This is a genomic window from Streptomyces sp. NPDC005151 (genome assembly GCF_053599875.1).
On record NZ_JBSFYR010000106.1, the window covers coordinates 1 to 22897 of the forward strand.

General features: G+C 67.5%; 16 protein-coding genes. 7 read left to right on the forward strand and 9 right to left on the reverse strand.

Translation table 11 applies throughout. The features are described from left to right. Nucleotides 1–70 precede the first annotated feature (70 nt). Together ACWD6R_RS34600 and ACWD6R_RS34605 are read right to left on the reverse strand one after the other, a co-directional pair. Nucleotides 71–232 (reverse strand): hypothetical protein, encoded by a 162-nt coding sequence (locus ACWD6R_RS34600; protein WP_451822354.1) that lies wholly within the window; start codon nt 230–232, stop codon nt 71–73. Nucleotides 233–364: 132 nt separating this feature from the next. After that, nucleotides 365–1111 carry a DUF5131 family protein gene (locus tag ACWD6R_RS34605; protein WP_451822355.1) on the reverse strand — a complete coding sequence of 249 codons (747 nt, stop codon included), beginning with the start codon at nt 1109–1111 and terminating at the stop codon, nt 365–367. Between the two features lie 402 nt (nt 1112–1513). Here ACWD6R_RS34605 and ACWD6R_RS34610 point away from each other — a divergent pair, with 402 nt between their 5' ends. Both ACWD6R_RS34610 and ACWD6R_RS34615 read left to right on the forward strand, forming a co-directional pair. Continuing rightward, nucleotides 1514–1933, forward strand: coding sequence for a restriction system modified-DNA reader domain-containing protein (locus ACWD6R_RS34610; protein ID WP_451822356.1), 420 nt, complete (start codon nt 1514–1516; stop codon nt 1931–1933). 18 nt (nt 1934–1951) lie between these two features. After that, nucleotides 1952–4621, forward strand: a complete 2670-nt coding sequence (locus ACWD6R_RS34615) for a Helicase associated domain protein (protein ID WP_451822357.1) — start codon at nt 1952–1954, stop codon at nt 4619–4621. 90 nt (nt 4622–4711) lie between these two features. On the opposite strand, the gene ACWD6R_RS34620 is transcribed toward ACWD6R_RS34615, so the two are convergent. The 5 genes from ACWD6R_RS34620 to ACWD6R_RS34640 all read right to left on the reverse strand — a co-directional run bounded on the left by ACWD6R_RS34620 (nt 4712) and on the right by ACWD6R_RS34640 (nt 11334). Continuing rightward, nucleotides 4712–6688 carry an AAA family ATPase gene (locus ACWD6R_RS34620; RefSeq protein WP_451822358.1) on the reverse strand — a complete coding sequence of 659 codons (1977 nt, stop codon included), beginning with the start codon at nt 6686–6688 and terminating at the stop codon, nt 4712–4714. A 552-nt stretch (nt 6689–7240) separates the two neighbouring features. Further along, nucleotides 7241–9178 (reverse strand): DUF3732 domain-containing protein, encoded by a 1938-nt coding sequence (locus tag ACWD6R_RS34625; RefSeq protein WP_451822359.1) that lies wholly within the window; start codon nt 9176–9178, stop codon nt 7241–7243. Then, on the reverse strand, nt 9175–9663 hold the full coding sequence (locus tag ACWD6R_RS34630) for a three component ABC system middle component (RefSeq protein WP_451822360.1): 489 nt from the start codon (nt 9661–9663) through the stop codon (nt 9175–9177). The genes ACWD6R_RS34625 and ACWD6R_RS34630 overlap by 4 nt, the downstream gene beginning before the upstream one ends. After that, a complete protein-coding gene (locus ACWD6R_RS34635; protein ID WP_451822361.1) occupies nt 9660–10904 on the reverse strand; it encodes an ABC-three component system protein in 1245 nt (414 codons plus the stop codon). The genes ACWD6R_RS34630 and ACWD6R_RS34635 overlap by 4 nt, the downstream gene beginning before the upstream one ends. A 76-nt stretch (nt 10905–10980) precedes the next feature. Continuing rightward, on the reverse strand, nt 10981–11334 hold the full coding sequence (locus ACWD6R_RS34640) for a hypothetical protein (RefSeq protein WP_451822362.1): 354 nt from the start codon (nt 11332–11334) through the stop codon (nt 10981–10983). On the opposite strand from ACWD6R_RS34640, the gene ACWD6R_RS34645 reads away from it, so the two are divergent. Further along, nucleotides 11288–11809 carry a glycine cleavage system protein H gene (locus ACWD6R_RS34645; protein ID WP_451822363.1) on the forward strand — a complete coding sequence of 174 codons (522 nt, stop codon included), beginning with the start codon at nt 11288–11290 and terminating at the stop codon, nt 11807–11809. The genes ACWD6R_RS34640 and ACWD6R_RS34645 overlap by 47 nt on opposite strands. A 679-nt stretch (nt 11810–12488) precedes the next feature. On the opposite strand, the gene ACWD6R_RS34650 is transcribed toward ACWD6R_RS34645, so the two are convergent. Together ACWD6R_RS34650 and ACWD6R_RS34655 are read right to left on the reverse strand one after the other, a co-directional pair. Next, nucleotides 12489–14645: a hypothetical protein gene (locus ACWD6R_RS34650; protein ID WP_451822364.1), complete on the reverse strand. Its 2157-nt coding sequence runs from the start codon at nt 14643–14645 to the stop codon at nt 12489–12491. Further along, nucleotides 14642–14953, reverse strand: coding sequence for a hypothetical protein (locus ACWD6R_RS34655; RefSeq protein ID WP_451822365.1), 312 nt, complete (start codon nt 14951–14953; stop codon nt 14642–14644). The genes ACWD6R_RS34650 and ACWD6R_RS34655 overlap by 4 nt, the downstream gene beginning before the upstream one ends. Nucleotides 14954–15670: 717 nt before the next feature. Here ACWD6R_RS34655 and ACWD6R_RS34660 point away from each other — a divergent pair. From ACWD6R_RS34660 to ACWD6R_RS34675, 4 genes are all read left to right on the forward strand, one after another. Further along, the gene (locus ACWD6R_RS34660) at nt 15671–16435 is read left to right on the forward strand and encodes a TnsA-like heteromeric transposase endonuclease subunit (protein ID WP_451822366.1); all 765 of its coding nucleotides are present in this window, start codon (nt 15671–15673) and stop codon (nt 16433–16435) included. A gap of 8 nt (nt 16436–16443) precedes the next feature. Beyond that, nucleotides 16444–18558, forward strand: a complete 2115-nt coding sequence (locus ACWD6R_RS34665) for a transposase (protein ID WP_451822369.1) — start codon at nt 16444–16446, stop codon at nt 18556–18558. After that, a complete protein-coding gene (locus ACWD6R_RS34670) occupies nt 18549–19592 on the forward strand; it encodes a TniB family NTP-binding protein (RefSeq protein ID WP_451822367.1) in 1044 nt (347 codons plus the stop codon). Before ACWD6R_RS34665 ends, ACWD6R_RS34670 begins: the two co-directional genes overlap by 10 nt. Before the next feature lie 85 nt (nt 19593–19677). Next, nucleotides 19678–22824 (forward strand): helicase associated domain-containing protein, encoded by a 3147-nt coding sequence (locus ACWD6R_RS34675; RefSeq protein ID WP_451822368.1) that lies wholly within the window; start codon nt 19678–19680, stop codon nt 22822–22824. Nucleotides 22825–22897 lie beyond the last annotated feature (73 nt).

Consider the following 22897-nt stretch of genomic DNA (forward strand, 5'->3'; position numbering starts at 1 on the left):
GTCCTAGAGAAACCCCATCATCGCAGGTCACAAGGCACTTCTTCGTTCCCCGAGAAACTGTCCACAGACATCAAGCCGGTGGATCCAGGCTCAGGATCTCGTGCTTGAGGACGGCAGCGGCTTTCTTGCTGACGAAGAAGGGGCTGCTGCTGGCGACGCCCTCCTCGCCGAGGCTTTCGCCGCTGAGGTCGAGTACGGCGTCTTCCTCGTACACCTCGTCGTATGCGCTCATGTCGATCCGCCCCCTGCGTGACGTGACGCTTCCGTGGATGCGCTCAGTGTGAGGGGCAGGCGTCAGTTTTGTACTTCATTTACTTACCTTGGGATCTCTTGCCTGAAATGTAGTGCTGCCCGCTTCGGGTGCTCAGACGGTGACGGCTTGCGGCATCTCGTCCCAGGTTCGATCGGCGAGGGTGCGTCCCCCCGCCTTAGGGGTGTGGCCGCCCCACTGTTTGAAGAAGAAGGCGACGCCTGCTTCCTGGCACGTGTCCCGGATCCCGGTGACCCATGCCTCGTCCAGGGGGCGGTGGCGGGGGCCGGACTCGCCGCCCGCGATAACCCAGTGGATGCCTTCGAGATTGAGCCCGGGCAAGGGGCCCAGCAGAGGCTCGCAGGACAGAAACCTGACCGCGGCAGGTACCTCGCGCAGGTCGTCGACGCGCGCCAGTTCCTTCTCGGTCTCGATGGAGACGCCCATCCACAGATTGGTCGGCCAGTCCAGCTTGTGCGCTACCTGGCGAAGGCGGCGGGCTCGCTTGGTCAGGACTTGATAGGTGTGCTGTGGGGTGTCGGCCATGACCTGGAAGACCTGGCGCACGAAGTCGAGAGGTACCCGGGCGTGGAAGAGGTCGGACATGGAGTTCACGAAGACCACGCGGGGGCTTTTCCAGCCGTAGGGGACGTCGAGGGCGTCGGGGTGCAGGGTGACGTCGAAGCCGGGACCGGAGGTGCGGGGGTCGCCGTCGTTCTGGTACTTGGCTGCCCCCATGGCTTTCAGACGCTTCGCCAGGGTGAGGGCGTAGCAGTTGTCGCAACCGGAGGAGACGCGGTCGCAGCCGGTGGTGGGATTCCAGGTCGCTTCGGTCCATTCGATGGAGCTGCGGTCGCTCACTGATCTCCTCCTGGTGCCATGTGCGTTGTCCACACCGCCGGCGAAAGGGGGCGGGCGTGACGGTGTGCAGTGCTTAACGATGCCGTGGCGGCGGGTGTACCGGGCCCCAGAGCCGGTATTCGATGACTTTCGATCGCTTCCCGTAACCAAATAAATCGAACTATCGTTCCCAATCTAGTAGTTGGGCCCTACGGAAGTCGAGACCGGTGAACACCGGTAGAACCCGGACTGCGAGTGATAGCCAGCGACTGGACAGGCAGCCGGGCCAGCCCGCATCTGGGGCACTACGGGTGAGCGCGGGACCGCATCAATCCACTCCTTGACTGCTTCGTTCTTCAGTGGTTAAGCTCTCCTTAGCAACTTAAAATAGAAGTCAAACTCGGTGTCACATGGAGAGTGCTAATGCCCACGGTCAGCCTTCACTTCGACCCGTCCGTCTTCGCTCATCTCGCCCGTGCGACCGGCGATGACACCGTCCACCTGACCCTGTCCCTGGGCGGAGGCGACGAGACCCCCAAGGGCACAGCCAGTCCAGTCGTTCCCCACGGTCCACTCGCCGATCTTCTGCAGGTCGGCCTGCTCAGCGCGGGCACCGAGCTCACCTTCTATCAGCGGCGCGCCAACCGCAGGGGGCGAGCCGTAATCACTGCCGAGGGGCAACTCATCGTCGACGGGCACGCTTCCCCGTTCCCCTCCCCGTCGAAAGCGGCTGAAGCGATCACCGGCAACGTGATCAACGGCTGGACGCTGTGGCACCTGCCCGACGGGCGCACCCTGGACGACCTCCGGCGTGAACACCGACGCAACGATCCGCAGCACTGACCCGGGGGGAGGACATCCATGCCCGTCATCAAGCTTCGCGAGCACCAGGTGGCCCAAAAGGCGGCCTTCCGGAAGTGGGCCGGCTTCCCTTCACGGTCACCGGTGCCGCCCCAGGGCCGACGGGGCACGATCGTGTCCGCGACCGGCTCGGGCAAGACGATCACAGCCGCCGCGTGCGCGCTGGAGTCGTTCGCGGACGGCCGGATCCTCGTGACCGTGCCGACCCTGGACTTGCTCGCGCAGACCGCCCAGGCATGGCACCTGGTGGGCCACCGGGCCCCGATGGCGGCCGTGTGCTCGCTGGAGAACGACGCGGTGCTGAACGAACTGGGCGTACGCACCACCACGAACCCGATCCAGCTCGCCCTGTGGGCCGGGAAGGGGCCAATCGTAGTGTTCGCCACGTACGCCTCCCTGGTGGACCGCGAGGACCCGGAGGACCCGACGGGGCGAGGAAAGGTTCGCGGGCCGCTGGAGGCCGCGCTGGCAGGCGGGGAGCGTCTGTATGGGCAGCAGATGAGGCCGTTCGACCTCGCGATCGTGGATGAGGCGCACGGAACCGCTGGTGATCTTGGTCGGCCGTGGGCGGCGATCCACGACAACGCCCGCATCCCGGCGGACTTCCGGCTCTACCTCACCGCGACCCCGCGCATCCTCGCCGCAGCCCGGCCCCAGAAGGGCGCGGACGGCCAGGAGGCGGAGATCGCGACCATGTCGGACGACCCGGAGGGCACCTACGGCGCGTGGCTCGCGGAGCTCGGGCTGAGCGAGGCCATCGAGCGCGAGATCCTCGCAGGCTTCGAGATCGACGTCCTGGAGATCCGCGATCCCTCGCCGGTTCTCGGGGAGTCGGAGGAGGCGCAGCGGGGCCGGCGGCTGGCTCTGTTGCAGACCGCCCTGTTGGAGCACGCGGCGGCGTACAACCTGCGTACGGTCATGACGTTCCACCAGAAGGTCGAAGAGGCCCGCGCGTTCGCGGACAAGCTGCCTGAGACCGCTGCCGAGCTGTACATGAACGACGCCTCCGACGCCGACCTGGCGGCCGCCGACAAGCTCCCGGCGTCGTCGATCGACGCGGAGTTCTACGAGCTGGAGGCCGGCCGCCACGTACCCCCGGACCGCGTCTGGTCAGCATGGCTATGCGGCGACCACCTCGTCAGCGAGCGACGCGAGACCCTGCGCCAGTTCGCCAACGGGATCGACGCCTCGGGCCGGCGGGTGCACCGGGCGTTCCTCGCCAGCTGCCGCGTGCTCGGTGAGGGTGTGGACATCACCGGCGAGCGAGGCGTGGAGGCGGTGTGCTTCGCCGACACCCGCGGCTCCCAGGTGGAGATCGTACAGAACATCGGCCGGGCGCTGCGGCTCAACAAGGACGGCTCCACGAAGGTGGCCAGGATCATCGTGCCGGTGTTCCTGGAGCCCGGCGAGGACCCCACCGACATGGTCGCCAGTGCCTCGTTCCGCCCCCTTGTAGCGGTCCTCCAGGGCCTGCGCTCGCACGATGAACGTCTGGTCGAGCAGCTCGCCTCCCGCGCCCTCACCAGCGGGAAACGCAAAATCCACATCCGACGCGACGAGAACGGACGGATCATCGGGACCGGCGGCGAGGGCGACGGCGAGGACCACCAGGAGGACGACGACACCCAGGCCGCCGCCGAAGCCGCCCTGCTCCACTTCTCCAGCCCGCGCGACGCGGCCACCATCGCGGCCTTCCTGCGGACGCGGGTGTACCGGCCGGAGTCCCTGGTGTGGCTCGAGGGCTACCAAGCCCTCATCCGCTGGCGGGCACAGAACGAAATCACCGGCCTCTACGCCGTGCCCTACGACGTCGAGGTCGAGGTGGGGGTCACGAAAGACTTTCCGCTTGGTCGATGGGTGCACCAACAGAGGAAGGCGCTGCGGGCCGGTGAACTGGAGGAGCGGCGGAAGACCCTGCTGGACGCACCAGATGCCGGGATGGTGTGGGAGCCGGGCGAGGAGGCGTGGGAGAACAAACTCGGCGCGCTGCGGTCCTACCGGCGGGCCACCGGGCACCTCGCACCTCGTCAGGACGCCGTGTGGGGCGAGGGCGAGGCGATGGTCCCGGTCGGCCAGCACATGGCGAACCTGCGCCGGAAGGGCGGCCTGGGGAAGGACCCGGAGCGGGCGGCGAAGCGCGCGCAGCAGCTGACGGCGATCGCCCCGGACTGGGACTGCCCGTGGCCGCTGGACTGGCAGCGGCACTACCGCGTCCTGGCGGACCTGGTCGACGCTGACGGCGTGCTGCCCTACATCGCGCCGGGCGTCACCTTCGAGGGTGACGACGTGGGCAAGTGGCGGTGGCGGCAGCAGGAGCCGGGCACGTGGGCCCAGCTGTCGACCGAGCAGCGCGAGCGGCTGTCCGCGCTGGGCATCAAGGGCGCTGAGGCTCCCCATCCTGCCCTGGCGGCGGTCGGTGCATCGAAGGGCTCGGGGAAGGCGCAGCAGGCGTTCCAGCGGGGCCTGGCGGCCCTCACGCAATGGGTGGAGCGGGAAGGCGCAGACCGGCCGGTGCCGCGCGGGCACGGTGAGCCGATCGCGATCGACGGCGAGGCGGAGCCGGTGATCGTCAAGCTGGGCGTATTTCTGAGTAACAGCAAACAGAGGCGGGACAAGCTCACCCAGGAGCAGCTGGATGCGCTGCGGGATCTGGGCGTGGTGTGGGCATGACGTCAGCCGTCGGCGGGCGTTGAACCTGCCGGACACGCGCGAGATTCGGGCTGTCATGGCCGTGCCCGGGGTCTCGTGCTGTCTGCAGGTTCAGTTCGTGAGCTTCTTGAAGACCGTCTCGAAGCGGTCGAGGGTGTCGTCGTCAACCTGCACGAAGAAGGCGTCCTTGTCCCGAGTGAGCTGGTGCGCAGGGCCGACGTGGTCAAAGTCCCGGGGTTTGCGGTGCTTCTCCCGGGCAATCCCGATGCGCTTGAGAATGGGGAGGGGCTTGTCGGGGGTGATCAGGTCTTCCTCGTTGACGGTGACCTCGGTAGCCCTGTTGTAGAGCCAGAGGTAGTCCTTGGTGGAGAAAAGGTCCTCGATGTCGGCCGTCTCCGGGAGCCCGTCGAGTTGGCCGATGACGGTGATGTGGGACGTGTCGACTTCGGCGGCCTCGGCAGCGCTGAGGACCTTGGCGGTCACCTTGGTGGTCTCGGCTCCGTCGATGAGAGCCCGGACGGACAGCCGGCGTCCCATGACGGCGATGAAGGCCGGCATGTTACCGATGCCGCCGACCGGGATGATGGCCAGCCGGGGGTCGAGGCCGGTGCGGCCCTGGCTGACCAGATAGTCGGACATGCGCATGAGGAAGACGAAGTCGCTGCTGCCTTCCACTGCCAGGAGCGGGCCGGCTCCGAGGAACAGGTGCTGCGCCACGGAGTATCCGAGCGCAGCTTCCACCGGCAGGATCGTCTTGGGGTCTGCGGACAGGCTGACCAAGGTGATGACCACACCCAGGTTCGGGTCTGCGCGGGTCGCCTGGTCGTGAATGGCACGCATGGTCTCGTACCGCGTGGGGTCGATCATGTGCTGGGAGTGGGTGGTGTAGAGGACCTGCTGCTTGGGTCCGAGTTCGCCGTAGACGTACCGGAGGAAGTCGCCCTGGGCCTCGCCATGCAGGCTGGTGGCTGGTTCGTCCAGCAGGACGACGACGCGCTCATCAGTATCGCGGTAGGCGCTGAATGCGGCGAGGAAGGAGAAGAACCACTGGAAGCCAGTGGAGCGGGTGGAGAAGTTGGTCTCCACGCCGCCGTGCCGGTCGTCGCGCAGCTCGATCTTGAGCAGCCGATGGTGGGGCTGCGGCTGCCCATTGACGTCCGGTGGCATGGGGATCAGGTCGGTGTCGAAGACGACCGTGAGGTCCTCGTTCTGTTTCCAGTACTCGAAGACCTGAGCGCTCAGGTCCAGGCTGGCGGCCTGGAGCTCGGCCTTGCGGCTGGCGTAGTCCTCGTCCAAGAAGTCGTTTGGCCCCTCACCAGCGAGGCGCAGCAGGGACATCATGGTCTCGTCACCGCGCCCCCACTGCTTGGTCCTCGCGCGTTCGGCGAGTGCGTGGAGGTCGCAGTCCCCCGGGAGCATCTCGTAGGTGGAGAAGTAGAAGAACTTCGGAAGCAGATCGATCAGCTGCTCATGCTGGTCGTCGTCAAGATCCCCTTCGATGTACTGCTTGCGCCGGTCCAGCTCGGCCGGGACCTTCTCGATCGCTTTGACCCGGGCCGTCTTCTTGCCGCTGCCCGCTTCCTTGGCTCGGACCTTCGCCGCGGCGCTCACGGCCTCGATGGTCGTGTGGTCCCCAGTGATGGCCTTCTGGTCGTCCTCATCGTCGACGCCGGCTTCTTCGAAAACGTCCGCCAGGATGTCCTCGAGGGCGCAGTACACATCGGCTCGGAGGCTGCCGTCGTAGAGGCGTGACGCCTTGACGCACGCCCTCGCCGGCGGCCGTACGCCGACCAGCTCCTCAATGGCTTCGAGGTCCGCGTCCTCCAGCTCAAAGACAGCCGTCACAGGAGCGACTGTGTCGAGATCCTTCGTACGCCGGTCCCTGGCCAGGTTCCGCCGCGGATAGTCGGTAGTGACATGGAAGTCGTCCGCCTTGTTGGCCGGGTTCAGCCGATGTAGAGCCTTGAGAACCGTCGTCTTGCCCGACTCATTCTTGCCGATCAGGCACGTGACCTCTGGGTCGACAGCCATGGCCTGCTTGTTCGTGATGTTGCGGAACGCCTCGATCTCAACCGACGTCACCAGCATGGCATTCCCCTCCAAGGGCCACGTTGCCCTTGTCTATTCCGCGCAGCGTGGGGCCTGTGCCAGATGGGCCAGGTGTGACCGCGCGTTGCGGCTTAATCAGCCAGTATGAATGCCGCCACTGACAGTGGTGCCTCCGATGATTGGTTGGAAGCGGTGCTCGCCCTGACATGAAACCGGCACATCGCACCGGCCCGGACCGAGCGGAGGGCCGCGACTGCGCGAGCTCGCCGCGCGCCCGCTGGACGGCAACACCACCGGGGCGCTGATCGCATAACCACCGAGCTGAGCGGCGTCGACCTCGCCCGCCAGGCCCACGTCGCGGCCCGGGAGGCAGCGGAGAAGAACGGCGCCACCAAAAGCCGAAGCGGCGCACCACCAGCGTCGTGCCACGGGACGGCCGGGAGGCGCTGAGACTGGGCAGCACGACAGGCTCTCGCCGGCATCCCGGCGGCCGCACCGTTCGTCCCGTTCCGGACCCGTCGGCCGCCGCCTCGCCATGCCCCGGACTCCACCCGCACCTTGTGGTCGTAGTCGTCCTACGCCCCACGGCCGTCACCCGGCGGTGTCGATCCAGCTATTTGGGACCAGTCCGGTTCCGGTGCCGCGCCAGCGCCTCACGACAGCACTACGGAAGGGCTCTCCGTCCAGGTCCGCGTGCTCGATGACGATGACTTGGAAGCCGGGGGAGAGTAGCTCGACCGTGTCGGCGATGACCTGGTATGCCCGGAGGAGCATGTTTCGATCGCTGCCGACGAGTTCGGGTGCGGTCCCGTCGTAGTCGGATGGGAAGTACACCTGGGATGGCTGGTCCAGGATCAGGAAGCGCGGAAGGGGGCGGTTCTGCTCGGTGCACCATTCGTGCAGGCTGAGCAGAGTTGCGATGTGGTAGCCGAGCCAGTTCTCACCGCTTCCCATATCGCTGAGGGGGACGGGGCCGCGCGGGGTGTCTGCGATGACGGTCAGCTTTGCGAGGTCGAGGCGAATCGGGTGTTGGGAGTGTTCGAGGCGTAGGGCGCGGGCTTTGGTGGTGATCTTCTGGTTGATCCGGGACAGGAAGCTTGCGAGGCGGTCGGCCTGGGTGTCCTCGCCGAGGGCGTCCTCGATCTCGCCGATGAATTGGGTGAGCGCGGCTGTCCGGTCGGGCACGGCGGGTGCGGTCTGTGCAAGGGCGGCGGTTTCTAGGTAGAGGCTGATGCGTCCCTGTACGCTCGCGGCGCGCAGGGCCTGGTTCGATAGCGCGTTGGCCTGCCTCATGCCGGCGGCCAGTTCTTGTTGTGCCTGCCGGTTGCGGACCAGAGCGGTGTTGAGTTCGCGCTGTTGTTGCTGGGCTTCCTCGATCAAGGTGCGCGTGCGTGTGGTGTCGTCGGAGACGAATGCGACGTCGTCGTCGAGGCGTGCGAGGTCGTCGCGGATTTGGGTGGCGATCTCGTGGGCCGGTGTGACCGGGGAGGCGCACAGCGGGCAGGCCGCCTGTTCCGGGTCATCGGGGCGGATGGTGAACAGGCCGAGGGAGGCAAGGCGGTCGTGCTGGTCGCGGGCGGTACCGAGGTAGTCCCCGCTGTCGGACAGTAGCGCCTTCAGATCGCCGATCTGGGCGCGGATGCGGTTGTACTGGGTCCGCAAGCCCTCCCGTTCCCGCTCCAGGAGTGCCAGCGGGTCCTCGCCGGGCAGATCGGTGAGGTTCTGGGGAGCCGATTCGAGTGCTTCGCTGAGGAGGGTGAGGGCTGTGGGGAGATCCGGTTCCTCGGGCTGGGGCGGGAGGAGTTGGACTTGGATGGCCTCGGCTACCAGTGCGCGGGCCATGCCTGGGGCGGGGGTGCGCCGGCTGGCTTCGGCGAGTTCTTGTGCGTGGGCTTTGAGGTCCTGACGAGCTGTCTTCAGGCGCGCGGTGAGTTCTGCTTGGGCGGGGTCGACCGCGCCGAGGAAGTACGGAAGCGTGTCGCGGATCGCAGAGGACCTCCACTCTTGGCCCTGTGAGTGGAAGAGCTGCTCGGGATTGGCGATCTCGTTCTGCCCCTGGAAGCAGAAGAAGAGGGCGTGTCGGATCGACGGGTTGAGCGCCGTGCCGCGTGTGGGGATGCGTACGCTGCGGTCGATGCCGCAGAACTCGGTGATCATGTTGCGGGCGACATCGAGCGGGATGGTGAAGTCGAGCTCATCGATGGCCGGTGGCGGGGAGCCTGCTGACTGGAAGATCAGGCACAGGCGCGGCGCCGCGGTTGTGGTGGTGGATGCCGGGCGTGCGGTGAACAGCTGCCGGTCTCCTGCTACCAGCTGGACTGCGTAGGCTTGGACGTAGTCGCGGACGACGCCGGCTTTGACCGGATAGTTGGTGCTGCCCAGGCAGTAGTCGGTGATGGTGGCTATGGATGTCTTGCCGGTGCGGGAGTCGCCGGTGACGATGCTCAGCTTCCCCGGAATGAAGGGGAGGATTTCCACCTGGTCGGGCTGCTTGCCGTACAAGACGATGCTGCTGATCTGGCAGGTCACGGACGCACTCCGAGCAGGGTCAGTGTGGTGGAGGTGCTGCCGGCGGTTGGCAGCCATCGGCCGAACATGCCGGCCGCTTTCTGGATCGCGAGCGGGATAGGCGCTGCGCCACGGGGCTGGGCAGGGATGGCGCGAGGGCGCGCCAGACTCACGGTCGCGTCCGGGTGGGCCATCAGAACACCGGTCTGGGTGGCGAAGAGCAGTCCGGCGCGAACCACTGGGGCCAGTGCGGTGGTGTTCGCGGCCATCATGATCCGGATCTCGGCATTGTCCTCAACCCATTTGGCGACGCTGGCGTTTGTGGTCTTGGGCAGCACGGCGCGGATTCCGGGTTGTAGTGCCATGATGGCGGCGGTCACTGCGATGGCCAGGGAGCAGCGTTCGTTGTGGACTCGGTGCTCGCGCACCGCCCGTGCGCAGACGAGCCCCATGAACGCCGGGTTGAACAGGGCCCGCTCGCCACGCCCCAATCGGGGATAGGTCATGGGCGGGACCCCGCGGGCTCGAGCAGCGTCATCAGGCGTGCTGCATATTGCGGGTGCCAGCCGACATCGAGGCCTTCGGCGAGCATGTGGAACGATCCTGTGGTGACGAAGGGTTCCTCGCAGCCGGGGCGGATTGAGTAGCGAGCCTCTTGCTCCACCCAGCGGTAGAGCGCCTTCGCGGCGGCGGCCATCGCCTCCTCGGCCGCCTGTTCACCGAGGTCGTCCCGCATCGCCTCGAAGCGGACCTCCCACTCCTCGGTCAGACGACGCTCGTAGATGTCGATCTCACCGGGGCGCAGCAGGTTTTCATTGGACCATCGGTTCCGCTGGGTGGAGGCGCGGAGCCAGTCGCGTACCGCGATGCGGACGCGGGCGGACCCAACACCTGCCAGGCCCAGCTGTCGAACGAACGTCTTGTCCGAGTGGAGGTGGGACTCGTCCGGCAGCTTGATCACATCGGTGTCGATCGGCAGGTTGTCAGGGCGGAACTGATCGCGGCGCGAGCTGAACGCCTCGTCGAATTCGATGCCAGTGACGGGGCCTGCTGAGGTTCCCATCTGGGCAATGACGCGCTGGAAGAACCAGCCCTCGAGACGCTCGAGGAAAGAGGCGGCGTACTGATGGCCGACGGCGATCGCCGCCCGGCCCTGCAGCCTGGTACCGGTGGCATGGATGTCCTCAGCGCCGTGCAGGATCTGGACACGTTCAAGCAGCCGCAACTGTTCGGGACCCCCCAGCGCATCCCATGCCAGGTAAAGCTCGGACGGCTTTACCGTGGCGTCCGGGTTCGCGACTGCCTTCTTCTGCTGCCTTCCGCGGGCGGCATCGCGAGCCACCCCCAGCAGACGATGCGCTTCGACAGGGTCACGCTGCTCGTCGGGGGCGGGGCTCAGATGCATCGCAGCACTCGCTGGTGGCGCCTCAGCAGTGGTGAGGAGGAACAGATCGGCAGTGTCCAGATCGATCACCCCAGCCCTGGCTGCGACAGCCCAGACCCGCAGACTCTTCCACAAATCGCTAGTGCCGTCGGTGATCCGGACGCCCTCGGCACGGTGCTTGAGCTGCCACAGACCCGTCTTCTCGTCCTGGACGCACTCGATATCGTCGCCGGCCTCGAGAGCGACCGTCCAACTCGCCCCGCTCTCCAGCAAGTCCGTGCAGCGCACCAGAGCGATACGGAGCTGGTAGAGATAACCCATCGCCGATGCTGTCGCTGCAAATGGGCTGATGTCTTCCGCCATCCGATCCCCCTTATCGGCCCCCGTATTCCCCGTGCGCGATCATAGTGCTCAGACGGCGAAGGTCCACCGGGTCCGTTCACGGTGCGGGCCATGCGCGCGGGGTGAGGTGCGGCCACAGCAGCGTGAGGTCGTGGGCGACCCGGTCGGCCAGGTTGTCGGGGTCGTTGGCCGTCCACTGGTGGGCTGTTGCGATGGCGTCGGCGGCCTTCGTCCTGGAGGTGCTCTTGTGGGGGAATGAGCCGGACTCCGCGCGGGCGGTGAACGTCGCCGGCCCTGGCGGGCGGGGAAGGAAGAGCAGCGGGCGGTGCGGGGTGAAGTCGGCGTGACCGAGACGGGCTGCCGACTCTTCGTCGAAGAGCTGCGATTCGGTCCACAGGCCGGCGGTGACGACGATCCAGGTCTGCGGCCTGTCCGGTCGTCGCACAGCCACGGGTCGAACGTGCCGACCACGAGGTTCCCTTGCCACTTCCAGACCTTCGCCCGCGGAGCCCCAGGTCGGCTACTTGGTCGCCGTGAAGCTTCCCGCGGCGGGGACCCTCTTGGACGGCGGGGCGACGTTCGGGGAGTACGAGTCGACCACGTTGGTCACCGATGTGTACGCGCCGACGTCCGGAACCGTCGTCGCGGCCAACGAAACACTGGCCGAGGAACCGGAACTGCTCACGAGCGACCCCTACCATGACGGGTGGTTGATCGAGATGGAGGTCTCCGACCCGGAGCGGATCGACAATCTGCTCACGGCCGAGGAGTACCAGCAGGTGCTGATGGCCGGGCTAGGGCAGGAGCCGTCCGCGAGTGAGATCAGCAAGGCGACAAGCGCCGAACGGCGACCGGACGCCGGAACGGGTGAGCAGCGGGTGCGGGTGCCGCGCGGTGAGCTTCGCTCGCAGAGGGAACGCACGTAAGAGGGCGACCTGGCCGCCGGGCCGCTCGGACATCAGGCGGCCCTGAACTCGTGGGCGGGACCACGACCTGGTCGTGTTCCTCGAGAGCGCCGGCTTCGCCGATCCCGATGCCATCCTCGACGACCCGCCCGCGTCTGGAGGAGCTGCTGCGCGCGTACGGGCCGGGCAGTAAGTCCGCCTCGCGCGGCGGGGTACGCGCTGATCGGAGACCCTGGCCATCCCGGAGCGGATGGAGACCGATCCGTTGGGTCTGTGCCACCGGTGGGAGAAGGAAATGGAGGGCATCCTGCTGGACGGCCTCAAGTTCGTGTGGTGGCCGGGCATCCGCCTCGGCCGGTGAGCAGCGGGAACAAGCGGCGAGACCGGACAGAATCGCCCACCCAGCCCCGCCGCCTCCCGTACGCGCGTCCGATCGCAGGGTGTCACCGATGCCACCGAACTGGTGGCCGACAGCAGGTGGTTTATGGGTTATGAATCGTCTTCTTTGTCTTGGCTCAGATGGTTCATGGCGAAGGAGATCTCGTCGGGGTGAGTAGCTGTCCGGGCCAGCGCCCAGGCGGTGCGTGCGTCCATGCCGGGTCCGTATGCGGTTGCTGTACGTCGGGCGCGCCATGTGGTCAGTGGTGCCAGCAGCCACCGGCTCAGCGGGAACTTGATGTGATGTTGTCCTGCGGAGGTTTCATGATCGGGGGTCACCTGCGCCTCCGGCAGTGCTGGTGTCCGGGAGAGGGCCGGCAACTTCCCTGAGTGGGCAGTGGGGTTCGGAGCAGCGGGTGTGGTTGCAGGCCCGGAGGTTGGCCAGGGCGAAGCGCGCTTCGATCAGAGCGTGGTCGTCTCGGTCCGGGCTCCCGTACAAGAAGCGGGACATGGCGTCGAGGGGGGTGTGGGCATTGCGGACGTCGGTGAGGATGCCGAAGGTGGCGGCGCGGTCCAGCCGGCCTTCGTGGGCGGCTCGGGCCCAGCCGAGAAGAACCTGGTGGGCGTAGTCGCGCACGTCTGGCTGTCGCAGTGTCTGCATCCAGCCGTTGATCAGGAAGTCCCGGATGGCGGGGGCTGCCTGTGCCGCGCTCATCAGGGTGTCCACGACGCTGTGGGTGGGATCGGTGAGTGCTAGGAAAGCCCGGGGGCCGGCGAGATGAGTCGGGTATTTCTCGAACCAGGTCTCGACCGTCTCGACGACTCGTCGCAACCCGTCGGTACTCGCGGCCGCATGGGCTGTCAGGGCGGTCGCTGCGATGCGGGTTGCTTCGTCGTCGATGGCCAGGATGTGGCGTAGCCGAACGAGCGCCATGTGCGGCCATCGCATGCCGTAGCGGCCGCTGCAGACCCAGGCGACGACCTTCCGCCGATGCGCGTGGCCCTTTGCCGCCCAGTCCAGCAGTTGTTTGTGAGCGGCTCGCGCGAGTTCTTCGGTTTCCGCAGCTCGGGTGATGAGTGCGGTGACGGTGCGGAGACGTTGTTCGTCGGGAGGGGTGGTGGTCCAGGTGTCGAGGATGGTGAAGAAGGGGGATTCCACCTCTGTGATGGACAGCTCCAGCAGCCGGGATCCGATCTGCTCAGCCCAGTCTTTGGCGACGCCCTCGGGAGCCGTGATGCGGGCGAGCCACTCCCTGGTTTCTTTTCGTTCGTCGGCCCAGTGGTGCCAGTCCATACGGATGGCGGAGAGGGCGAGGCCTGGGCGGCTGTGAAAGGCAGCTGTGTCGTTGGCAGTGATGTCGACACCGACGTCAGCCAGCCGGCGCCGGGGGCTGCGGCCTTCCCGGTAGCGGCGTGCGAGTGCCTCGTCGCGGGAGCCGAACGCGGTGGCCGCCTTGATACACAGTTCGAGGGGGGCGCCTTCGAGGTAGGCGGCGGCGAGCAGCATCATCCGGTCTTGGCCGCGGGTGCCTGTGCCGGTGAGCGTCTGCTCCAGGAAGTTGGTCCATAGCAGGACCTCCTCCCGGATGCGCCGCAGCTCCCTGACCCCCTGCTCGTACTCCGGCGAATCGGGTGGGTTTTCTCTGCGTTCGACAGCCAGGGCCAGTCGATCGGGGTCGATGTTGCGCAGGCGTCCGGCAATCGCGGCAGCATCGAAGGGGCTGACACTGCGGGTGAGGAGGTCGGACAGGATTCCGACGGTCCGGCCGGGGGCGGCCTGGCGGAGCAGGCCGCGTGACACAGCGCGCGGGGCATCCTGTTGCAGCCACCCCGCCTGCGCGTGGCTGCCGGCGTGAGCGAGGTGGTTGCGGGCGACCTGGACTGCGTCGGGGCGTACTGCTCCGATCTCGAAGCGGCTGTCTCCTCGCCAGTCCCGCTGGTTGCCGGTGATGACCAGGCAGCTGCCGCCTGCGTGGAGTCTTTCCGCCCAGGCCATCAGAGCGCGGGCGGCGTTCTCGGACATCAGGCGCGAGGACCCATCGATCAGGTAGCCGTGTCCGGCGATCGGCTCGGGCAGGACTTCCGGTTCCGGGACTTCGTCGTCCTCCCAGTCGGCTGCGAGATCGTAGAGCTGGGGAGGTCCTGCGGGGGTGGAAAGGTGGGTGTGCAGGGCGCGGACTGCCGAGATACGCCGTCCCGTGCCGCGTTCTCCCACGATGACGGCAAGGCCGTGTGCAGCAAGGACATTTGCGGCCTGCTGCGGGGTGGGAGTGTGTGCCCAGAGCGGTTCCAGGGCCGCCTCCCGGTCACCTCGCGGAATGGCAATGACCGGTAGTTTGGGTCGGTCCGTGATGTTGATGTTGCCTGTATTGGAACCGCCGACCTGGACGGTGGGGCCGGCGTTGCCGACGGCGGACTGTCCGAAAGGCGGCGGGCTGGTGCGAGGCTGGGGCAGGCCCTGCCCGTCCGGCGTGGTCACCTTCGCTCCGTGTTCAGACCGCCGGAGTTGTCCCTACCGATCTGGATGACCGAACCGGTGTTGTTCTCCGCGCTCTGGTTCACCCCACCCTGCTGCTCCTCCGGCTTGCGGCGCGCCATGGCCGCAAGGTCGTCGGCTGCTTCGGGGAAGTCTTCCACCAGGGTCAGCAGCCGCCGGTTCCATCTCTCGCGCAGGGCCGCTTGATCCAGCGTGGCCGCCTGCACCTGATCGGCGTCCAGCCGGGCGAGCTGGCGTTCTTCCTCCTCCTGGCCACCACGCCGGAAGAACCGAGCGGCCAGAGAGCGCATCGAAGCCCAGCTCTCCTTGGTCATCTCCGCAACCAATGCAGCTGCGGCCGCCCCCGCCATTCCCACCAGCTGCGCCTGTTCCAACACGGCCCTCGCCCCCATCTAAGATCCACTAAGTAACTAAGCGATCACCCACTGCAAGCAGGAACGGTTTCAGAGATACCGGCACAGAAAGGCAGAGTTGGCGAGAATGACTGAAATCAGACGGTCTGTAGCACCACGTTACTGACGACGCCGAGTCAGGGCGAAGACCGGTTCACCGACGCGTGGGTACGGAACCGCGCGGTCCGGCGGCCGTCGTCGTCTTGCGGTGGGACAGGTAGTGGCGGCAACAACGGCACCTTCACCCGTTCGGGTGGGAGCAGCCGAGACCTACGACCGCGCAACGCAGCGCACCTGGCTTCGACCACCCCATCCTGCCGATGCTGACCTTGTAAGGGGCTGTCGACCAGCACATGACTCCATCGCACTTTCAAGACGCGGCCACCCAGCCGGGCCTTGCCAGTTACACCTTCGGCCGCGCGCGCCGACCGGCATAGGGCGGTCTGGCGAACAGCCGCCGCCAAGTCTCAGGTGGCCCATGCCCGGTTCCGCACATGGCACACGCGGGTGCAGAGAAGCAGTCGGCGGGCAAGGCGGTCCGGTTCAGAATTCGGCGGGATATTCGTTCTAAGTGGACAGTGTGCAGTTCAACTGAGTCGATGTTGGCTGGTGGTCATGGACACCCTCTTGCCGCCGACGGATGCCATCGCGGCGACCAGTCGAATCGAGGCGCGCTTCGTCGGCGCTGCCGGAGAATTCCAGCGTTTGCCATGGCTGCACGTCGCGCAGGGGCTCGCGCTCGAAGAGCTGACGCCGGTGCGGATATTCCCCGTACGTCGGGGGCGCCGTGTGGCACCTGGCTGGTGGTGGTCGGCAACCTCCGGACAGCTGGTGCACTACGGGTTCGGGGCGATGCGCACGCAAGTCATGCTGCTGGACCGTGATCCGGATGTGGTTTCGATGGCGTGCAGCCCGGTGGAGTTGGCATGGCTGGGGCACGGCGGTGAGACCGTTGTGCACACTCCGCATTTGATGGCCCGGCTCCGGGATGGCAGCGGTGTGCTGGTCGACTGCGCAGGACGCGACGGGGTCTCCAAGCGGCTGAAGGAACGAGCCTCAGAAGTGAGGGCAGTGGTGGAGGCGGCCGGGTGGCGCTATCGCATCGCCCTACCGCCGGAGCCGGTGGTTGCCGCCAATGTCCGGTGGCTGTCGGGGTACCGCCATCCCCGTAACGGTGGCAGCGGCCGGATGGCAGAGGTCGCGGCGTGCTTCGCCCGCCCGCAGCCGCTTGAGGAGGGTGTCTCGCGGCTCGGGGATCCGATTGCTGTATGGCCGGCTGTCTTCCACGCCCTATGGGGTGGGGTACTCAACACGAACCTGGAGCTTCCCCTGCACGAGCGGGCCGTCGCAAGTGCCGCCGCCGAAAGGGTGGCAGCGTGAAACGCGGCATGCTCAGCGTCGGCGATCAGGTGCGCTGGGACAAACGCACATGGACTGTTGCGGTTCTGGAGGGAGTCCGGGGGCGGCTGGTCGATGATGCGGGCGCGGTCGTGGCTGTGTCACTCCCCCACCTGTTCGCCGACCCGCACTTCGAGGTCTGCGGCGCTCCCCGACGTCAGGTGCCGCCGTTCGCACTGCTCGACGTGCTGCCTGATCCCGTGCGGGAGCAGGCGCTGAGCTGGGAGCGGCACGTGCGAGAGGTGGAAACGGGCCTCCCTGACCCGGTGGGCGGGACGCCCAGGCCGCGGTACGACCCCGCGGTGCATACCTTGGCGCAACGGGAGGCTGCCAAGGCGGAGGAACTAACCGCCGGCGGCCTGCCGACGAGCGTGGCGACGGTGCGGCGGATGCGGGTGCGTTACCGGGACCAGGGTGTGTGGGGTCTGGTGGACCAGCGCACCACCCGGCCCAGGTCTGCGGTGGGCCGGGCGGATCCGCGGGTGGTGGACGCGGTGGTGGCGGTGCTTGAGGAGCAGCGGGACCGGTCCACGGGTACGTTGACGCGTCTGCGCGACCAGGTGCGGTGGTTCTTGGAGGATCAGCACGGCCCGGGGGCGGTGGGGGTGCCGCCGCAGTCGACGTTCAACCGGCTGGTGCATGCGCTGGCCGATGGCCAGGGCCTGTTGGGTACGGCGGCGCAGCGGCGTTGGCATGCGTCGCGGCCGGCGCCTCCGTTCGTGCCGACGGTGGCGCTGCGGCCTGGCGAGATGGTGATGATGGACAGCACTCCATTGGATGTGGTGGCGGTGCTGGCGGACGGGGTGACAGGCCGGCCGGAGCTGACGCTGGCTGTGGACGTGGCGACGCGGAGCATCTGTGCCGCAGTGCTGCGGCCGCCGGGTACCAGCGCGGTGGATGCGGCGGTGCTGCTGGCGGAGATGGTGGCGCCGATGCGGATGCGTCCGGGCTGGGACGCGACGCTGGCACTGCAGCGGTCGGTGGTCCCCTACGAGCGGCTGCTGAGTCTGGACGAGCGGCTGGAGGGAGCCGCTGCCCGGCCTGTGATCGTGCCGGAAACGGTGATCGTGGACCAGGGACGGGTGTTCGTTTCCTCCTCGTTCCTGGCAGCGTGCGGGAGCCTGGGGGTGTCGCTGCAGCCCGCGCCGCCGGCGAATGGTCCGGCGAAGGGCCACGTGGAGCGCACGTTCAAGTCGGTCAATCAGCAGTTCTGCCAGTACGTCGCGGGATACACCGGGTCCAATGCCACCGAGCGCGGAAAGGGCGTTGAGGACGAGGCCCGGTGGACACTGCCGCAGTTGCAGGAACTGTTCGACGAATGGCTGGTAGCCGGGTGGCACGCGCGCAAGCACTCGTCGCTGAGGCATCCCCTCCTGCCTCATCTGGAACTGTCACCGATCCAGATGTGGGCCGCGCTGGTGGGCGTCACCGGATATGTGCCCGTGCCGCTGGCACCGGACAACCACATCGAGCTGCTGCCGGTGAGGTGGCAGGTCATCAACGATTACGGCATTCGCTTCGACTACCGCACCTACGACGGCAAGGCCCTCAACGGGCACCGGCGGCGCCGATCGGGCAGCTCTGCCAGGGGCGAGCGCTGGGAGGTCCACTACAACCCTTACGAACCGGCACGGATCTGGGTGCGGCTGCCGGACGGCTTCGTGGAGGTGCCGTGGATCCACACCACCCAGGTGAACATGCCGTTCACCGACTACACCTGGCGGCACATCCGCAAGACAGTAGCGCGCACCGCGGACCGCGACGCGCACGAGCTCGCCCTGGCCCGTGCTCTGGACGCGCTGCTCAGGCGAGCGGGCGCCGGAGAAGGTACACGCCGCGAGCGCACGGTGGCGGCTCGCGCCTCTGCCACTTCATCTGTAGCCGTCGGCGGTCCGACAGCCGGGACTGCAGAGGAGCCTTCGCCTCCTGACTTCGTACCGGACGTCGGTGAGAGGAGACAGCTCGATCTCGACCCGGAGGAGCCGCACGACGACCTTGCCGGCTTCGACGAAGGCGAAGAGCGCGACGACACGTCGTCCGGTGACGTGCGGCCCTATACATCCCGCCTGTTGAACCCCTATGCGGAGGCCGACCAGTGGCTCTAGCAGAATTTACTCCGGATGTTGATGATGCCTTCGACCCGGTCAGCACCTGGGTGGGCTGGCAGCGCTACGTCGACAGCGCACCGGCCACAGCGGTGGCCGATGACTCAGGCTGGAGCCGGGAGCAGCGGCTGGACTACCACTCGCAGTTCGTCGTGGTGGCTACTCCCGCCATGGAGAGGGTGTCAATACAGCTGCAGCGGATGCTGCTGGTCAACCGCCGCCACCGCGGCACCGCGAGGCGCGGGCTGATCGTCTCCGGGCCTCCGAACACCGGCAAGACCACCACACTCATGGAACTGGGGCGGATTTTCGAGCTGACGGACCGGCGCAAGCATCCGGGTGTTCAAGACCGGCTTCCGGTGGCCTTCGTTTCCGTACCGCCTGCGTCGACCCCGAAGATGCTGGTCACCGAATTCGCCCGGTTCCTGGGTCTGCCGGTCCTGCAGCGCATGAACCAGGCAGCGATCACCGACGCCGTATGCGCGACGCTGTGCGAGCTGCGCACCCAGCTCGTCCTGGTCGACGACATCCATCTGCTCGACACCCGCACCCGTTCCGGTGCGGAAACCTCGGATCAGATCAAGCATCTGGGCGAGCGGATCCCGGCCACCTTTGTCTACGCGGGCGTCGATGTGCATGACTCGCCACTGCTGATCGGGCCGCGCGGGCAGCAACTCGCGGGACGCTTCAAGCTGCTGCGCAACGACCCGCTGCCCTACGGCACCGCCGCGCAGCGCGAGGTCTGGGAGGAACTGGTCCGTGACCTGGAGAGCGCACTACGGCTGCGGAACCACCGCCCGGGGTCGCTCGCCAGACAGGCCGCCTACCTGCACCGCCGCACCGCAGGAGTGATCGGCAGCCTGTCTCACCTGCTCCGAGAAGCCGCCGTGACGGCCATCATGGACGGGACCGAGACCATAACGAAGAGCCTGCTGGGAGATGTCGAGCTGGACATCCGCGCAGAGCAGCAACTGCTTGAGCCCGTGCCAGCGCAGCGCCGCGCTGCTGCCAAGCGCGCCGGGGATAAGCGTTGACCCGCCGCTCCAGCGGCGTCTGCGGTCGGGCACCGGATCGCCTTTGCCCGCGGGCGCCCGTTCACGGAAATCGGGAGCACCGTCCGTGACCGTACCGCCAGCACGCGGGCCGTCGTCCCTGCTGTTCCCCTCCATACCGTGCGCGGCAGGCGTGCGGCCGCTGCCGCGGGAGACCACGCTGTCCTTTGTAGAACGCCTGGCCAGCCGCTTTGGGGTCTCGGCTACCGACGTGATCGCGGAGTTCTTCGCCTTCGGCAACAGAAAGCCCATGTCCTCGCTGAAGGCCGACGGCGAGGTGTACTTCAACGCCGACGCCCGGGCCCGCTTCGCCACTCTGTCGCGAGTACCGCCGGAGCATCTGCGCCGGGCCCTGCCTGCCTGGACCCGGTTCGAACCTGCGGGCCGCTACGACACCGGTCCCGCAGTCACCTTCTACAGCGCCGGCTCCATCTCGCCCACCGGCGCCGCTTGCACGCGCTGTGCCGCCGCCCGTACCGGCAGAACCGAGTCGGCGCGCTTGTACATGGCGGCGCACCAGCGCCTCTGTGTTCGCCACCAGATGTGGCTGCCAGGCACGCAGGACGTACCGGATGAGAACTCAGGCCGCAGCCAGCTGAGTCTGGCCCAACTGCCCGAGACCGTACAGGCCCGCGGCCGCCACACGGCGCTGCTACGCCGCCGGGAGAATGCCGCAGACGCCTACCTGGTCGCGCAGGCCATCATCGCCACCTGGTGGGATGCCGCCCGGCCGCAGGAAACCGCCTGGGCGCAGCGGCTGGACAGCCTGGCCCGCGCCAACCCCGCCGCCGAGCTTTCGTCACGTGCGGCCCGGGATGCGGTCACTTACCCCGACACCGTCGCCCTCGCAGGACTGCTGGCCAGCCCCTTCTGGCAGCACCAGGTCCTGGCCGACACCGGCACGCACCGGCCGCACGTTGCCGCCGACACGCCATCCTTCATCCGCGAACTCGCCCTACGGCTACGACGGCCCTGGCTCGCCAGCGTGCTGGCCGACAGTGATTCCGGGCCGCTCATCGCGTGGCTCCAGGCATGCTGGCGCTCCCGCGCCGGTGAACGCGAGCGCACCGTGAGCATGTGGCGGGTCGCGCCTGCCTATCGCACCCCAACCTCTGCCAGCAGCAATCCGGACCGGCCCTCCCGAACCGAAGGCACCGCGGACAAAGCAGACGCCGACGCCGAGGCCGACACCGCACAGGGGTTCGCCCGCGGCCTCGCCCTCGCCCGGGCCTTCGCTGCCGAACACGGACACCTGTGCATTCCCTACCGGCACGAAAAGGACGGATTTCAACTCGGCCTGTGGCTGTCCAACCAGCGCGCCACAGGCCCCCAGCTTCCCCCCGAGCGCAGCCGGGCCCTGTCCGGCCTCGACCCATGGTGGAATCCTCCGTGGAGCACGCTGTGGCAGCGCATCTACCTGCGCGCACGACGGCTGCCAGGATCAGGGGCCGTCGCACCCGAGCAGGGCTTCCCCGGCACCAGTGAAAATCTCGGCACCTGGCTGTACCAGCAGTGCCAGAACTACGACAGCCTCCACCCCCAGCAGCGGAAACTGCTGACCCAAATCGGCATCACCGCCGAAACGGCCCGCCGCGCACGACCGCGTCGCCGCAACCTCGCTGAAGCCCGTGACCAGGGGCTGGACCACGCCCGCTCCTACTGGAAGCAGCACGGGCACCTATGTGCCAGCGCTGCCGATACGCACGACGGCTTCCCTATCGGCCAATGGCTGTCCAACCTCCGCGTACGGGCCAGACGCGGCGAACTTGACCACGCTGTCGCACGACAACTGGACGCAATGGATCCGTGGTGGGCACCGCCCTGGTCCTCCGACTGGCAACGGACCTGCTACACAGTGCGCGACCTCGTCGGCTCCGGCCACATCCTCGCTCCAGAAAACGCCTTCACCGCCTTTGACGACGCACTCGGCCAATGGCTGTACACCCAATGCGTGACCTATCCCGGCCTGGCCGTGGAACAGCGTCAGCAACTCGCGGCCGTCGGCCTGACCGAGCAGGCTGCCGCAACCGCCCGGCCCAACCCCGCCACTGCCAGCCCGTCGCTGGAAACAGGACTCCACTACGCCCACTCCTACGCGGCACTCCACGGCGACCTCAACACATCACCATCCGACCGTCACCAAGGTTTCCCCATAGGCACCTGGCTGAGCCGCCAACGGCAACAGGCCAACCTCCACACCTCCAAGTTCACCTCTCCCTACCCAGCCGACCCGCTCCTGGCCGCCATCGACCCCTGGTGGATCCCACCGTGGAACGCGGACTGGCAGATCAACCACCGAGCAGCCCGCAAACTCGTCGAAGACGGCCTCGACCTCCTCCCCGAGCAAGGATTCCCCGGCACCCCCGACTGGACTGGGCAATGGCTCTACACCCAATGCGTCGGCCACCCACACCTCCACCCCGGGCAACAGCACAAGCTGGCACAGCTCGGCATCACCGCCGCCGACGCCCGCACCGCACGGCCCCGCCGCGTCACCCAGCAAGCCTCATTCGACACCGGCCTTGACCACGCCCGCTCCTACGCCGCCCGGCACGGACACCTCGCCGTACCCAGAAGCGAGAGCCACGACGGCTACCAGCTCGGAACATGGCTCGCCGACAAACGCAAGCGAGCCACCGACGGCAGACTCCCCCGCAACCGCTCCGACGCGCTCAACGCCATTGACCCCTGGTGGAACCCGCCCTGGGGCCTGCCATGGCAAGCCGCCTACCACACCGTCAAAGCCGAGAACCGCGGCCGCATCCTGAACGCGACGGCAGGTTTCCCCGGCCTCCCCCCAGACGCCACCAGATGGCTGCTCACCCAATGCATCAACTACGACGACCTCCACCCAGGCCAACGAAAACTCCTCACCCATCTCGGCATCACCCCGAAGGACGCACACGCCGCCCGGCCCCAGCAGGAAACACGCAGGCGTCCCCGAGCCGGCGCCAGCCGCCCACGCCCCACCACCGTCTCGTCATCCATCGACGGCGGCCTGCCCTACGCCCGCTCCTACGCAGACACCCATGACGGCCTCGGCACCGCCCACTACGACACCGAACACAACGGATTCCCCCTGGGCTGGTGGCTGTACGAGCAACGCAAACGCGCCAACGCCCACGTACGCCGCACCGGCCGACCCTGGCCCCACGAACACGCACTCGCAGCACTCGACCCCTGGTGGAACCCTGAACCGCCCCGGGTTCGGTAGAGATCTCAGATGGTGGTTGTGACCTGGGGTTTCGTGGATTCCATGTAGTGGTTGGTCTCGTACTCGACGGGCG